At 73.6% G+C, this 13,243-nt stretch carries 8 protein-coding genes; 1 reads left to right on the top strand and 7 read right to left on the bottom strand.

Annotated features, from left to right (window positions below; translation table 11 throughout):
• Positions 1-145 precede the first annotated feature (145 nt).
• From AC13HU_RS17345 to AC13HU_RS17315, 7 genes are all read right to left on the bottom strand, one after another.
• Complete coding sequence (locus tag AC13HU_RS17345) at positions 146-2,731, bottom strand: carboxypeptidase regulatory-like domain-containing protein (protein WP_483042782.1); 2,586 nt, start codon at positions 2,729-2,731, stop codon at positions 146-148.
• A 122-nt stretch (positions 2,732-2,853) separates the two neighbouring features.
• The gene (locus AC13HU_RS17340) at positions 2,854-3,057 is read right to left on the bottom strand and encodes a hypothetical protein (RefSeq protein ID WP_483042781.1); all 204 of its coding nucleotides are present in this window, start codon (positions 3,055-3,057) and stop codon (positions 2,854-2,856) included.
• A gap of 358 nt (positions 3,058-3,415) precedes the next feature.
• Positions 3,416-6,358, bottom strand: a complete 2,943-nt coding sequence (locus tag AC13HU_RS17335; protein WP_483042780.1) for an ATP-binding protein — start codon at positions 6,356-6,358, stop codon at positions 3,416-3,418.
• A gap of 218 nt (positions 6,359-6,576) precedes the next feature.
• Positions 6,577-7,701, bottom strand: a complete 1,125-nt coding sequence (locus AC13HU_RS17330) for an XdhC family protein (RefSeq protein WP_483042779.1) — start codon at positions 7,699-7,701, stop codon at positions 6,577-6,579.
• 199 nt (positions 7,702-7,900) lie between these two features.
• Positions 7,901-10,423: a xanthine dehydrogenase family protein molybdopterin-binding subunit gene (locus AC13HU_RS17325; protein ID WP_483042778.1), complete on the bottom strand. Its 2,523-nt coding sequence runs from the start codon at positions 10,421-10,423 to the stop codon at positions 7,901-7,903.
• 2 nt (positions 10,424-10,425) lie between these two features.
• A complete protein-coding gene (locus AC13HU_RS17320; protein WP_366414383.1) occupies positions 10,426-10,902 on the bottom strand; it encodes a (2Fe-2S)-binding protein in 477 nt (158 codons plus the stop codon).
• The gene (locus tag AC13HU_RS17315) at positions 10,893-11,780 is read right to left on the bottom strand and encodes an FAD binding domain-containing protein (protein ID WP_483042777.1); all 888 of its coding nucleotides are present in this window, start codon (positions 11,778-11,780) and stop codon (positions 10,893-10,895) included. Before AC13HU_RS17315 ends, AC13HU_RS17320 begins: the two co-directional genes overlap by 10 nt.
• A gap of 394 nt (positions 11,781-12,174) precedes the next feature.
• Here AC13HU_RS17315 and AC13HU_RS17310 point away from each other — a divergent pair.
• Positions 12,175-13,243 (top strand): PucR family transcriptional regulator ligand-binding domain-containing protein (locus AC13HU_RS17310; RefSeq protein WP_483042776.1); only part of this gene is annotated, 1,069 nt, incomplete at its 3' end.

Raw genomic sequence — 13,243 nt, 5'->3', positions numbered from 1 at the left:
GAATGTGCCGGGCTCGTCGCGCTCGCCGTGCCGGGCAGCGCCGCGGCGATGCCGAGAGCCACGGCGACGAGGCCGCGCAAGGCCAGGCGTCTGCGGGTGGGGGGATGCCGTCGTGCGTTCACCGGCGCGTCCTCCAGAACTTTCGTCATCGGGTGCCTCCCGCGGCGTGCAGGTCCCAGTCCAGCCGGGTGACGCGGTCCGCGGAGACGTCGGTGGTGGCGGTGGTGGCGGTGTAGCCGGGCGTGGTCGCGCTGAGCTGCTTCCGGCCGGCGGCGAGGAACAGCGAGTAGAAGCCGGACACGGTCGGCTCCTCCGTCGTCCCCGCGACTGTGCGGTCGGCCGGCCGCGCGGTGTCCGCGACGACGCTTCCCTGGACGGGCTTGCCCGTGACGTGGTCGGTGACCAGGCCGCTGACCAGGCCACCGGGCAGAGGGGTGCAGGTGTGCGTGCCGAGCAACAGGTCGTCGACCGACCACCACCAGCCGTGGACACCGGTGAAGTGGAACCGGACACGGACGTCCTTCTTGCCCGCGGCCTGCGGGACCGGCAGGTCGACGCTGCCCGCGCCGTTTGCGGTGGACCGGTGCCAGACGTCGCTCCAGGAGCGGCCGCCGTCGGTGCTGAGTTCGACGTCCGCGCGCTGCCCGTTCGCACCGTAGTAGCCCGAGGTGAAGCTGAGATGCGGCGTCTTCTGGCCGGACAGGTCCACGCTCGGAGAGGTGAGCGTGCTGTCGATCCGCCCCGTGGCGGTCGCGCTGTCCGCCACGGCGAAGTGGCTGTCCAGCAGGTTCACCGCCGCGCGGTTGCCGGGGTTGTCGAACCGCCAGCCGGCCTTGGAGCCGGACACGGTCCAGCCGTCGCCCGGCGTGCCGCCCCGGGCGTTGTCGAAGTTCTCGGACAGTCCGTTCGAGCCGTATCCCGGCGCGGTGCACGCGTTCTGGTCGACCGCCGGCCGGAAGTCCCGGCTGATGTCGCTGCTGCTCACCGCGAGATCGGTGTCCTGCTGGAGGTAGCCGTCGTCCGGGCTGCCCAGGACGCCGGGGTACACCGGGACGACATGCACGTGATAGGTGGTCTGCCCGGCGAGGGTCACGTCGTAGCGCCCGGTGAACGGGTCCGTGTAGATCGGACCGCCCGGGTAGCCGTCGATGGTGATCCGCGCGTACAGCGGCCAGCCGTGCCCCGAGCCGTCGGCCACGGTTCCGGACACGGTCGCCCGCGACTTGGCCTGGAGCGCGAAGTCCGCTGTGGTGTCGGCGTTCGTGGTGACGCCGACACCGCTGCGGCTCGTCGACGCGTAGGTGTACGACGTCGCACTGACGGTGTAGGTGCCGACGTTGGCGCTGATGTCGTAGTGCCCGGTGGAGTCGGTGTGGGTGAGATACCCGCCCGGCGAGGCCGTGATCACGGCATCGGTGACGGGTGCCCCGGTCGCGGCGTCGGTCACCTGCCCCTTGATGTCGCCGTGCTCGCCGTAGGACAGCGCGCCCAACCCGTCGGGTGTGCCGAGACCGGTGGGACCGTCCCAGCCGGGACCGGCGTTGCACAGCACGTTCCCGCACGTTCCGTTGGAGCCCTCGGTGATGTCGAACAGGTCCGTGGTCGAATTCGCGTCGTGGTACGGGTAGGTGACCGGGTAGGTGCCCGCCGCCGGTGTGCCGGCCAGCGCGTACATCGCGGTGACCAGCGGCGAGGCGAGGCTGGTGCCGCCGACCTGCAGCCAGCCGCCCTGGCCGAGCGTGTCGTAGATCGCCAGGCCGCTGGCCGGGTCCGCGTCGGCGGAGATGTCGGCGGTGGCCCGGTTCGCGCACCGCGTGTCCAGCGACGACTGGTAGTCCGGCTGAGCCGAGATGGTCGAGCATCCGGAACCCGCTGACGTCCAGGCCGTCTCGGTCCAGCCGCGCGCCACCGAGGTGTCCTTGGCCAACTTGGTGCCGCCGACCGCGACGACGTTCTGGAAAGTGGACGGGGCGCCGACCTTGTTGCCGACATCGCCGCTGGAGGCGGCGATCACCACGCCGGGATGGTCGTAGTAGTGGCTGTAGGAGAGTTCGCTCGGGTCCTCGTCGGCGCCGTAGGAGTTGGAGACGAACTTCGCGCCGAGCGCCACCGCGGTGTTGTCGGCGATCCCCAGGTTGTCGAAGGACGCGTCGTCGCCCTGCACCAGCAGGATGTTGCAGGCCGGGCAGGCGGCGGACACCGCGTCGAGGTCGAGAGTGGTCTCCGTGCCCCAGCCGGGGTCGTCGGGCGGGTAGTTCGACCCGCCGCTCTGGTCCACCTTCTTGAAGCAGCCGTTCGCCGTGGTGCAGGGAGGCAGGTCGTAGTAGGCGCGGTAGGCGGCCAGGTCGGCCTCGGCGTTCGAGTCGCCGTAGGCGTCCACGATCGCCACCGTCTGGCCTCCGCCGTGTCCGGCCGGGAGCCGGTACGCGCTCTGGATGTCCGAGGGAGCCAGTGCGGTGGCGGGCGGTGCGGCGACCTGCGGGGTCAGCGCGTGGTCCGCCGGTGTCCGCACGACGGACATGCAGCGCACGAATCCCTTGCGGGGTGCCTTGTTGCAGCCGGTGTTGGTGCTCGTGGTCAGAGGTACGGCCGCGGCTCTGTCCGCGGTCGGGACGGTGGCCGGCGCGGAGCGGACCGGCAGGTGCAGGCCCAGCCCGATCAGGGCCGCCACGGCCAGGGCCACCACCGGGGCGACCACCGGCCTGCGTCGGATGAGTCCGGGTATGCGCATGTGCGCGCGCCTTCCCGCCCGATCGGCACAGGGCGCCGCTCGGGCTGGCTCAGGGGTACGGGGAATCGGGAACGGAGAACCGTGCGGTGGGCGGGTCGGTCAGGACCCCGTGCGGGGGGAGTTCACAGCGGCCGGTAGCGGTCACCGCCGTGCGTGGTCCCGCTGTCGTGTTCGGCATCTGTCGTGGGGTCGGGCACCGCGCCGCCGGGCGTGTCCTCCCCGTCGGCGGCGGTGGGATCCGGGTCCGCGCAGGCCGGCCGGGGATCCTCCTCATCACTGGTGAAGGGTCCCTCGGCGGTCGTCGGGCTCCCGTTGGGACGATTCATGGTCAGATCCCTCTCGGATTGCGTCGCGTACCTGCCAAGTGTCGCCAGGCAGGAGCGACGGGGGATGCGTCAGATGACCCAAACTCGCCGTGTGCGTGACCCAAAGTTGCGGTGGGCCGTCGCCCAGCCATCGCCCCCGGCTCTGCCCGCCGAGTCCGGCCGAGTCCCGCCGGTTCGGCCGAGTCCCGCCGGGTCCCGCCGGGTCCCGCCGGAGCCGGTAGACGGTGTCGGCGGCAACGCGGTCGTCCGGCTCGGTCCGGTCGGCACCGGGCAGGGGCGAGGACTCCCACGCGTGCCGGTGCCTCCCCCGAGCGGGGAAACCGCTACTGCTCAGGTCCTGCGGGGCACATGCGGCCGCTCAGGAAGCAGTGCCCAGGCCGAGTTCCACCAGGCGCACGGCGAGCGCGGTGCGGGAGGAGACGCCGAGCTTGCGCATCGCGGAGTCGAGGTGCCGGCCGACCGTCCGCGGGGAGAGGAACAGCGCCTCGCCGATGTCCCGGTTCGTCCGGCCCCCGATCACCAGCCCGGCCACCTCCAGCTCGCGAGGCGAGAGCCGGTTGCCGTAACCGCGCCGGGCCGGCTGCGGCCCGGCGGCCCGCACACCGTGCGTGCGCAGCACCGTCACGACCCGCAACGCGTCGCCGCCGGCGCCGAGTTCCCGGTATCCCGCGCCGACCTGCTCCAGCAACGCCAGCGCTTCCTCGCGCCGATCGCACGCCAGCAGGTGGGCGGACTGACGCTCACGTGCCGCCAGCGCCGCGTACGGACGCGGCAGGGCGTCCCACAGCAGGGCGGCCCGCGCGCACAGCGCCGCCGCCCGCTCCGGCTCGGCACGCGCGCCGGCCAGCAGCGCCCGGCACGAGGCCAGCGCGGCCCGCGGCGCGGGCACGTCCCGCCCGCGGATCCACTCCGAGAGTCCGCGCACCAGCTGCTCCGCCCTGACGGTCCGCGGGCCGCCCGAGGCGAGCAGCGCCTCGACCCGGACCGGCACGAACTGCACCGCGGACAACCACATCCCCTCGCCGTTGGCGTTGTCCGGCCGCCCCTCGGTCAGCGCCAGGGCTCCGTCGACGTCGCCGTCGGCGAGCGCCATCCCCGCCAGGGCGGCCGTAGCGTCCAGGGCGCAGTCGGGCGCGTTCCTGCTTTCGGCCAGAACCTCGCGCAGGCCCCGCTCCGCCGCAGGGCGGTCACCTCGCGCGGCGGCCAGCAGATGGCCGGTCAACCGGGCACCCAGCTGGGTCACCGCCGCCCCTTCGGTGGCCTCGACGATGCCGGCCAGCCGCTCGGCCAAGCCGTCCCACCGCCCGCTCGACCAGTCCAGGTTGGCGTCCGCCGCCAGGATCAGGGTGCGGAACCGGCTGTAGCGATGGCGCTCCGCGAGCCCGCGGGCGACCGCCAGGCAGCGCCGTGCCTCCCCGTAGCGGCCCCACTGGTGGGCCACCATACCGAGGTTGAGGTAGAGCCGGGTGATCTCCGTCGGGTTGGGCGAGTCCGGGGGGATCTGCGCGGCCTCGACCCAGCCCTCCTGCTCCCCCAGGGTCAGCAGGCCGGTCACGTGGTTGACCCGCAGCCGCATCCGGTCCGCCTCCGGCATGGGCAGCGACATCACCTCGGCGGCCCTGCGCAGCCACCGCAGGTGGGTCGCCTTCGGGAGTCCCTCACCGAACGCCCAGCCCAGCAGGATCATCGCCTGCGCGGCGGCCACCGGATCGTGACCCAGATGCGGGATCGCCCGTTCCAGCTCCCTGCGGCCCACGCGGTGGTTCTCGGCCAGCAGCTCCAACCGGCCGAGTTGCGCGCGGACCTCGGCCTGATCCCGTTCGCCCAGCTGCTGCTCGGCGAGCGCGGTGCGCAGCGAGCGGACCACGTCCTGGAGCCGGTTCATGTCCTCGGACGTGCCGAAACGCAGCTTGCCGACCAGCCGCGCGACCGTCCCGCCCGGCAGCCGCGCCTCGGTGATCAGCTCGCCCAGCAGCCCGGCGGCGGTGGCGGTGTCACCGGAAACGAGCGCCAGATCGGCGGCCTGCTCGGCGTACCGGCGCCATTCCTCGGTGTCCCGGGCGTCACGGAAATGCCTCGCGAGCTCGGCCGGCGTCCGCGGCGAGGCGTCCTGGAGCGCGTGCCCGGCCCGCCGGTGCAGCAGGCGCCGCTGGGCCGCGGGAACCGACTCGTAGACCGCGCGGCTCGCCAGCACATGACGGAACGCCAGCAGACCGTGCCGGCCCTCCACCAGCAGCCCTGACCCGATCGCCTCGTCCAAGGCGGTGTGGGCGCCCGCTCCGGCGAGCCCGGACACGGCGAGCAGCAGCCTCTCCGGTGCGGGATCGGTGAGCACCGCCGCCGCCTCCAGGAGCGCCCGCGCCTGCGCAGACGTCCGGCGGAAACGTTCCATCACCGCGTCCCGGATGGTCGGCGGCACGTCGATGTCCTCGATCTCCCGGCGCACCCAGGCCCCGTCACGCCGTGCCAGGTCCGCGCGGTCGCCCATCAGCCGGATCGACTCCTCGACCGCGAGCGGGATACCGTCGGTGCCCCGGTGCACGAACTGGGCGAACTCCTCCGACACCTGCTCCCCTGCCAGCATGGACGACACCAGACGAGCGGTCGCGGCCACGTCCAGCGGGCCCAGCGCGATCCGCAGCCGGGTGGCGCCGGGCGCCACCGGCGAGAACAGCCGGCGCACCACCGAGTCCTCGGGCAGGTCCTCCGGCCGGTACGTCACGATCACGCTGATCCGCCGTGTGCGGCGGGCGCAGAGGAACAGCAGGAACTCCAGCGTCGCCTCGTCCGCGCAGTGCGCGTCCTCGACGGCCAGCACCGTCACGCCCATCGCGTCCAGGAGTTCGCACAGCGCGCCGAAGAGCCGGTGCCGTACCGCCGTCGCGTCCTCGGCCGGCTCGGGCGTCCCGGGCAGATCGGCGGTCCACTCGGGAAACAACGGCCGCAGCGCTCCGGCGAGCGGGCTCAAACCCAGACCGGCGATCCGGTCCAGGCTCTGACGGATCGCGTCCACCAGCGCACCGAGGGTGTGCGGTCGGCGAAACGGCGGGCAGACCGCGACGAGGGTGCGTACCGGCACCGCGCCGGCCGCCGTTCCCCCGGGCAGTTCGGCCAGCAATTCGGCGAGCAGCCGGCTCTTGCCGATCCCCGCGTCGCCCTCGACGAGCACGACGGCCGGCGCCCCGGACGCCAGAGCGCTCCGCAGCGCGGCCAACTCCTCGTCCCGACCGGTGAATCGAGGCAGACCGATGGCCGGGTGCTGAGCGCGGCCACGGTGATCATTGCTCGCAAATCCGGTCATCACGCTCCCTGTGGCCGATCGCTCCCAGGCATCGTGGCAGACTGCAACGATCGTGGGAACCCGTCCGGGAGCCGCCCCCGGCCGTCCGAACAGGGCGGATGAGGCCCCGAGACGACGAGGGGACCATCAGCGCGAGGAACCGCGCGACAGGCAGCCCGCCGGCGAGCGGTCCCGGAACCGGCCGGCAGGGGCGCCCTGGAGGGGCCCGTTGCCGCCGGTCAGGCCACCGCGTGGATGGGGGTGTGGGCCCCGCTCAGGGGCACACCGGTGGCGCCGTAGCGCAGCGCGACGACCTCCGCCGCGATGGACAGCGCCGTCTCCTCGGGGGTGCGGGCACCGAGGTCGAGCCCGATCGGGGACCGCAGCCGGTCGAGTGCGGCCTCGGGCACGCCGGCCTCGCGGAGCCGGTCGAGCCGTTGGAGGTGGGTGCGGCGCGAGCCCATCGCGCCGACGTAGGCGACCGGGAGGCGCAACGCCCGCTCCAGCAGCGGCACATCGAACTTCGCGTCGTGGGTGAGCACGCACACCACGGTGCCCGGGACGATCCGCCCGGCCGCCACCTCCGCGTCGAGGTAGCTGTGCGGCCACTCCACCACGATCCGGTCGGCCTCGGGGAAGCGCCCGGCGGTGGCGAACACCGGCCGGGCGTCGCAGACGGTCACGTCGTAGCCGAGGAACTTCCCGGCCCGTACCAGCGCGGCCGCGAAGTCGATCGCGCCGAAGACGAGCATCCGCGGCGGCGGCACGCTCGCCTCGACCAGGAGAGTCAGCGGCTGCCCGCAGCGGCTGCCGTCGGCGCCGATCTGCACGGTGCCGGTGCGCCCGGCCGCGAGCATCGCGTGCGCCTGCCCCGCGGCCGTACGATCCCGCGGGCCGTCGCCGAGCGAGCCGTCGTAGGACCCGTCGGTGCGCACCAGCAGGGCGCGGCCGAGGAGTTCGGCGGGGCCGGCCGCGATCCGGGCGACCGCCGCCGCCTCTCCCGAGGCGGCGGCGGCCAGCGCGCGGACGATCTCGGGCCGCACCCCGGGATCGACCCGCTGAACGAGGATGTCGATCACGCCGCCGCAGGTCAAACCGCCCGCGAAGGCGTCCTCGTCGGAGTAGCCGAAGCGCTGCACCACGGTCGGCGGGCCGTCGCCGGACAGCGCCTCGCGGCACAGTTCGTAGACGGCGCCCTCGACACACCCGCCGGACACGCTGCCGACCGCGGTGCCGTCGCCGTCCACGGCGAGGGCGGCGCCGGGCTGCCGCGGGGCGCTGCCGCCGGTGGCGAGCACGGTCGCGACGGCGAACGGCCGGCCGCGCTCGCACCAGCGGTGCAGCTCGGTTGCGATGTCCAGCATGGCGGTTCCGTTCCTCGGCGGGATTCGGCTGCTCGGCTACGTGTTCTGGGCCAATTGACGCCGAGCCGGCTCTCGATGGGGTCCGCGGCGCGCGGACGGGACTGGGGATGACGCTCGGCCCGCACGACCCGGGGGACGGCCCGAGGCGAACAAGAAACGGGTCGGGGGCCCGGTTTGTCGTTCGACGGTCCCCCGGGCCCTACGATCCGGTGAGGTGCTCCGGCCGGACCGGGGTGCGGTTCAGCTCCAGGCCGGTCGCCTGCCGGATGGCGGCGAGGACGGCGGGAGTCGAGGACAGGGTGGGTGCCTCGCCGACGCCGCGCAGCCCGTACGGCGCGTGCTCGTCGGCGAGTTCGAGCACGTCGACGGGGATCGTCGGGGTGTCGAGGATGGTCGGGATCAGATAGTCGGTGAAGGACGGGTTGCGGACCTTCGCGGTCTTCGGGTCGACCACGATCTCCTCCATGACGGCGACGCCGAGGCCCTGCGTGGTGCCGCCCTGGATCTGGCCGACCACCGACAGCGGGTTGAGCGCCTTGCCGACGTCCTGGGCGCAGGCGAGTTCGACCACCTTGACCAGGCCGAGTTCGGTGTCGACCTCGACGACGGCGCGGTGCGCGGCGAAGCTGTACTGCACATGGCCGTTGCCCTGTCCGGTGCGCAGGTCGAACGCCTGGGTCGGGCGGTGCCTGAACTCCAGTTCCAGGTCGACGGATTCACCCTCCAGGACGTCGGCGAGGTCGGCCAGCACCTCCCCGCCGTCGGTGACGACCCGGCCGCCCTCCAGCAGCAGTTCGGCGGTGGCCCAGGCCGGGTGGTAGCTGCCGAACCTGCGCCGGCCGATCTCCAACACCCGTTCCCGGACGGCCTCGCAGGTGTTCTTCACCGCGCCGCCGGTCATGTAGGTCTGCCGGGAGGCGGAGGTGGAGCCGGCCGAGCCGACCCGGGTGTCGGCGGGCTGGATGGTGACCTGGGTGACGCCGAGTTCGGAACGGGCGATCTGCGCGTGCACGGTGACGCCGCCCTGCCCGACCTCGGCCATCGCGGTGTGCACGGTCGCCACGGGTTCGCCGTTGATGACCTCGATCCGCACCCGCGCGGTGGAGTAGTCGTCGAAGCCCTCGGAGAAGCCGACGTTCTTGATGCCGACCGCGTAGCCGACCCCGCGTACGACGCCCTCGCCGTGCGTGGTGTTGGACAGGCCGCCGGGCAGCGCGCGGACGTCGGCGCCCTCGGTGGTGCGCCACTGCTGCTCGGGCGGCATCGGCATCGCCTTGACCCGGCGCAGCAGTTCGGCGACCGGCGCGGGCGCGTCGACCGGCTGCCCGGTCGGCATGATCGTGCCCTGTTGCATGGCGTTGCGCTGCCGGAACTCGACCGGGTCGAGGCCGAGACGTGCTGCGACCTTGTCCATCTGGGCCTCGTAGGCGAAGCACGCCTGGACCGCGCCGAAGCCGCGCATGGCGCCGCAGGGCGGGTTGTTGGTGTAGAGCGCGAGCGCCTCGATGTCCACGTCGTCGACGGCGTACGGGCCGATCGACAGCGAGGCGGCGTTGCCGACGACGGCCGGGGAGGAGGAGGCGTAGGCGCCGCCGTCCAGCACGATCCGGCAGCGGACGTGGGTGAGTTTGCCGTCGCGGGTGGCGCCGTGCTCGTACCGGAGCCTGGCGGGGTGGCGGTGGACGTGGCCGAAGAACGACTCGAACCGGTTGTAGACGATCTTCACCGGCTTGCCGGTGCGCAGCGCCAGCAGGCAGCCGTGGATCTGCATCGACAGGTCCTCACGGCCGCCGAAGGCGCCGCCGACGCCGGAGAGCGTCATCCGGACCTTGCTCTCGGGCAGGCCGAGCACCGGGGCGATCTGCCGCAGGTCGGAGTGCAGCCACTGGGTGGCCACGTAAAGGTCCACGCCGCCGTCCTCGGCCGGCACCGCGAGGCCCGACTCGGGGCCGAGGAACGCCTGGTCCTGCATGCCGAAGACGTACTCGCCGCGCACCACCACGTCGGCGCGGGCGGCCGCGGCGTCGGCGTCGCCGCGCACGATCGGCTGGCGGTGCACCACGTTGGGGTGCGGCACGTGCCCGCTGTGGTGGTCGTCGCGGCCCTCGTGCACCAGGATCGCGTCGGGCGCGGTCGCGGACGCCTCATCGGTGATGACGGGCAGGTCCTCGTACTCGATACGGATCTTCGCGGCGGCCCGGCGGGCGGTCTCGGGGTGGTCGGCGGCGACCAGGGCGACCGGTTCGCCGTGGTGGCGGACCTTGCCGTGCGCGAGCACCGGGGTGTCCTGGATCTCCAGGCCGTAGTTCTTGACCTCGGTGGGCAGGTCGTCGTAGGTGAGCACCGCGTAGACGCCGGAGGTGGCCAGCGCCTCGCCGGTGTCGATGGACAGGATCCTGGCGTGCGCGACGGTGCTGCGCAGCGTGTAGCCCCACAGCATGTCCTCGTGCCACAGGTCGGAGGAGTACGCGAACTCGCCGGTGACCTTGAGGATGCCGTCGGGGCGCAGCGTGGACTCGCCGATGCCGCCCTTGGTGCCGGCGGCGCCGGTGCCCTGGGTGAGGCTGGTCGGCGCGCGCCCGGGCACGGCGGCGGCGCGGGGCTGCCGGGTGGAGCCGAACTGTTCGGCGGCGCACGGCTGTTCGGCGGCGCGGGTCTTCCCGGTGGCGCGGGTCGTTTCGGCGGCGCGGGACCGGTCCGCCGTACGGAACTCGTCGGCCATGGTCACACCGCCTGTTCGGTACGGGCGGCGGCCAGCCGGACCGCGTCGAGGATCTTCTCGTAGCCGGTGCAGCGGCACAGGTTGCCCGACAGCGCCTCGCGGATGTCGCCGTCGGACGGTTCCGGGTTGCGCTCCAGCAACTCGTCGGCGGCGACCAGCAGTCCGGGTGTGCAGAAGCCGCACTGCACCGCGCCCGCGTCGACGAACGCCTGCTGCACGGTGGACAGTTCACCGTCCGGGCCGGACAGGCCCTCCACCGTGGTCACTTCGCGGTCCTGCGCCTGCCCGGCGGCGACCAGGCAGGAGCAGACCGGCACGCCGTCCAGGCGGACCGTGCACGAGCCGCACTCGCCCTGCTCGCAGGCGTTCTTGGAGCCCGGCAGCCCCATCCGCTCGCGCAGCACGTACAGCAGGCTCTCGCCCTCCCACACGTCATCCGCCTCCTGCGGGCGGCCGTTGACGGTCATCGTCACGCGCATGACGCACTCCTCCGGTCGCCGCGGTACTCCTGCCAGGTCCACCCCAGGGTGCGGCGGGCCATCACGCCCAACGCGTGCCTGCGGTACGAGGCGGTGCCGCGCACGTCGTCGATCGGGTTGGCGGCCCCGGCCACCAGGGCGGCGAACTGCCCTGCCACCGAAGGCGGTACGGGCCCGCGGCTGTCCCACAGCCCGGCCTCGTCGAGCGCGGCGGCGAGGAACTCCTCGGCGGTCCGCGCCCGGATCGGGGTCGGCGCGGCCGAGCCGATGCCGGTGCGCACGGTGCGGGTGTCGGGGTGCAGCGCGATCCCGAAGGCGCACACCGCGATCACCATGGCGTTGCGGGTGCCGACCTTGGAGAACTGCTGCGGGCCGCCCGCCTTGCGCAGGTGCACGGCCCTGATCAACTCGTCGGGCTCCAGCGCGTTGCGCTTCACCCCGAGGTAGAAGTCGTCGATCGGGATCATCCGGGTGCCGCGGACCGACTCGGCCTCGACCTGGCCGCCGCCGGCCAGCAGCGCCGGGTGGGCGTCACCGGCCGGCGAGGCGGTGCCGAGGTTGCCGCCGACGCCGCCGCGGTTGCGGATCTGCGGGGAGGCCACGGTGTGGGAGGCGAGCGCCAGCCCCGGCAGTTCGGTGCGCAGGTGCTCCATGATCTTCGTGTAGGGGACGGACGCGCCCAGGCGTACGGTCTGCGCGCCGGTCTCCCACTCCTGGAGTTCGGTGACGCGGTTCAGGTCCAGCAGGTACTCGGGCCTGCGGTGGTCGAAGTTGATCTCGACCATCACGTCCGTGCCACCGGCGATGGGCACGGCCGCTGGGTGCTCGGCCTTCGCGGCGATCGCCTCCTGCCAGCTGGCTGGGCGCAGGAATTCCATGAGGATTCTCTTCTCGGCTGATCCGGACGCTCGGCCTGCTCCGGATACTCGGCGGGGCTGTTCCTGTCCTGTACACACGGCGTGCGGCCAGTACACGGCCGCGGAGCCGTTCGGGTGCAGTCACCGAACACATGAAGCACTTGGCTGGCCAACCGACAGGTCTTGTACATTCCTCCGAAAGGGGTTGTCGCGAAACGTCGCCGCATCCCACCGGCAACACGAGTGCCGCACACTTCGCGGGTGGCGCCGGTGATCACCGGCTCCGGACCCCCCGGACGGCGCAGCACCAGGAGGACGCGGTAACCGAACGGCGTAGCGCCGGCGCGTACGGCGGCGGGCAACAGACAGCGGGCAACAGGCCCGCGGGCCGACGAGCGAGGACGAGGCGAGGACGATGCGGCTGAGCGCACTGCTGGACACCGACGTACTCGGTCTGCGGCTGCTCGGCGGCGAGGACGAGTTGGACCGCACGGTGCGCGGGGTGATGACCACCGACCTGCGCGACCCGAGCCGCTATCTGACCGGTGGCGAGCTGGTGCTCACCGGGCTCGCGTGGCGGCACGGACCGGCCGACTCCGAGCCCTTCGTGCGGCTGCTGTCCGCCGCCGGGGTGGCCGCGGTGGCCGCGGGCGACGCCGGGGTCGGCGCGATCCCGCAGGACCTGGTCGACGCCTGCGCGCGCCACCGGCTGCCGCTGTTCGCGGTCGACGAGCGGGTGGCCTTCGCCACGATCACCGAGTACGTGGTCCGGCAGGTGTCCGGCGAGCGGGCCGGGGACCTGGCGGCGGTGGTGGACCGGCACCGGCGGCTGATGTCGGCGGGGCCCGGCAGCGGCGGGCCCGAGGCCGTACTCGACCTGCTCGGCAGCGACCTCGACCTGCGGGCGTGGGTGCTGTCCTCGACCGGCCGGGAGATCGCCGGCGCCCGGCAGCCGCTGCCCGCCCCGGTCCGCGCCGAACTGGCCGGCGCCCAGCAGGCCGCGAGCCGCACCGGGCGGCCGGCGCCGTACCGGACCACGGCGCAGAGCGGCCGGGTGTACTCGCTGTTCCCGGTGCGGACCGCCGCCGACGCCGACGTCCGCGCCACCGTCCTGTCGGACTGGTTCCTCGCGGTCGAGGCGGACGCCGGCGAGTGGCCGGCCGAGCGGCTGGAACTGCTGCGCGGGGTGACCCGGCTCATCGGGGTGGAACGGCAACGGCGGGACGCGGCCCGCGCGGTGCGGCGGCGGCTGGCCACGGAGGTCTTCGAGCTGGTCAGAGGCGGTGCGGCGGCCTCCGAGATCGGGGCGCGGCTGCGGGCGGCGACGCCGGTGCTGCTGCCCGGGGGCGGGACTCCGCCGCAGTGGCAGATCGTGGTGGCCCGGGTGGACTGGGCGGACGCGGGCGCCGAGGCGCCGCCCGGGCCGGTCGCGCGGGCGCTGCTGGAGGAGTTGCTCGCGGACCCGGCGGAGCCGGGCGCGGAAG

Source organism: Streptomyces sp. NH27 (assembly GCF_056859195.1).
The sequence above is the reverse complement of the archived record's forward strand: the minus strand, read 5'-3'. Positions and strand labels throughout refer to the sequence as shown.

Excerpts from the sequence above, each read along its gene's own strand:
- AC13HU_RS17315 (WP_483042777.1), bottom strand. The coding sequence starts at position 11,780 with ATGGAATTCCTGCGCCCAGCCAGCTGGCAGGAGGCGATCGCCGCGAAG.
- AC13HU_RS17345 (WP_483042782.1), bottom strand. The coding sequence starts at position 2,731 with ATGCGCATACCCGGACTCATCCGACGCAGGCCGGTGGTCGCCCCGGTG.
- AC13HU_RS17335 (WP_483042780.1), bottom strand. The coding sequence starts at position 6,358 with ATGACCGGATTTGCGAGCAATGATCACCGTGGCCGCGCTCAGCACCCG.
- AC13HU_RS17330 (WP_483042779.1), bottom strand. The coding sequence starts at position 7,701 with ATGCTGGACATCGCAACCGAGCTGCACCGCTGGTGCGAGCGCGGCCGG.
- AC13HU_RS17325 (WP_483042778.1), bottom strand. The coding sequence starts at position 10,423 with ATGGCCGACGAGTTCCGTACGGCGGACCGGTCCCGCGCCGCCGAAACG.
- AC13HU_RS17320 (WP_366414383.1), bottom strand. The coding sequence starts at position 10,902 with ATGCGCGTGACGATGACCGTCAACGGCCGCCCGCAGGAGGCGGATGAC.
- AC13HU_RS17340 (WP_483042781.1), bottom strand. The coding sequence starts at position 3,057 with ATGAATCGTCCCAACGGGAGCCCGACGACCGCCGAGGGACCCTTCACC.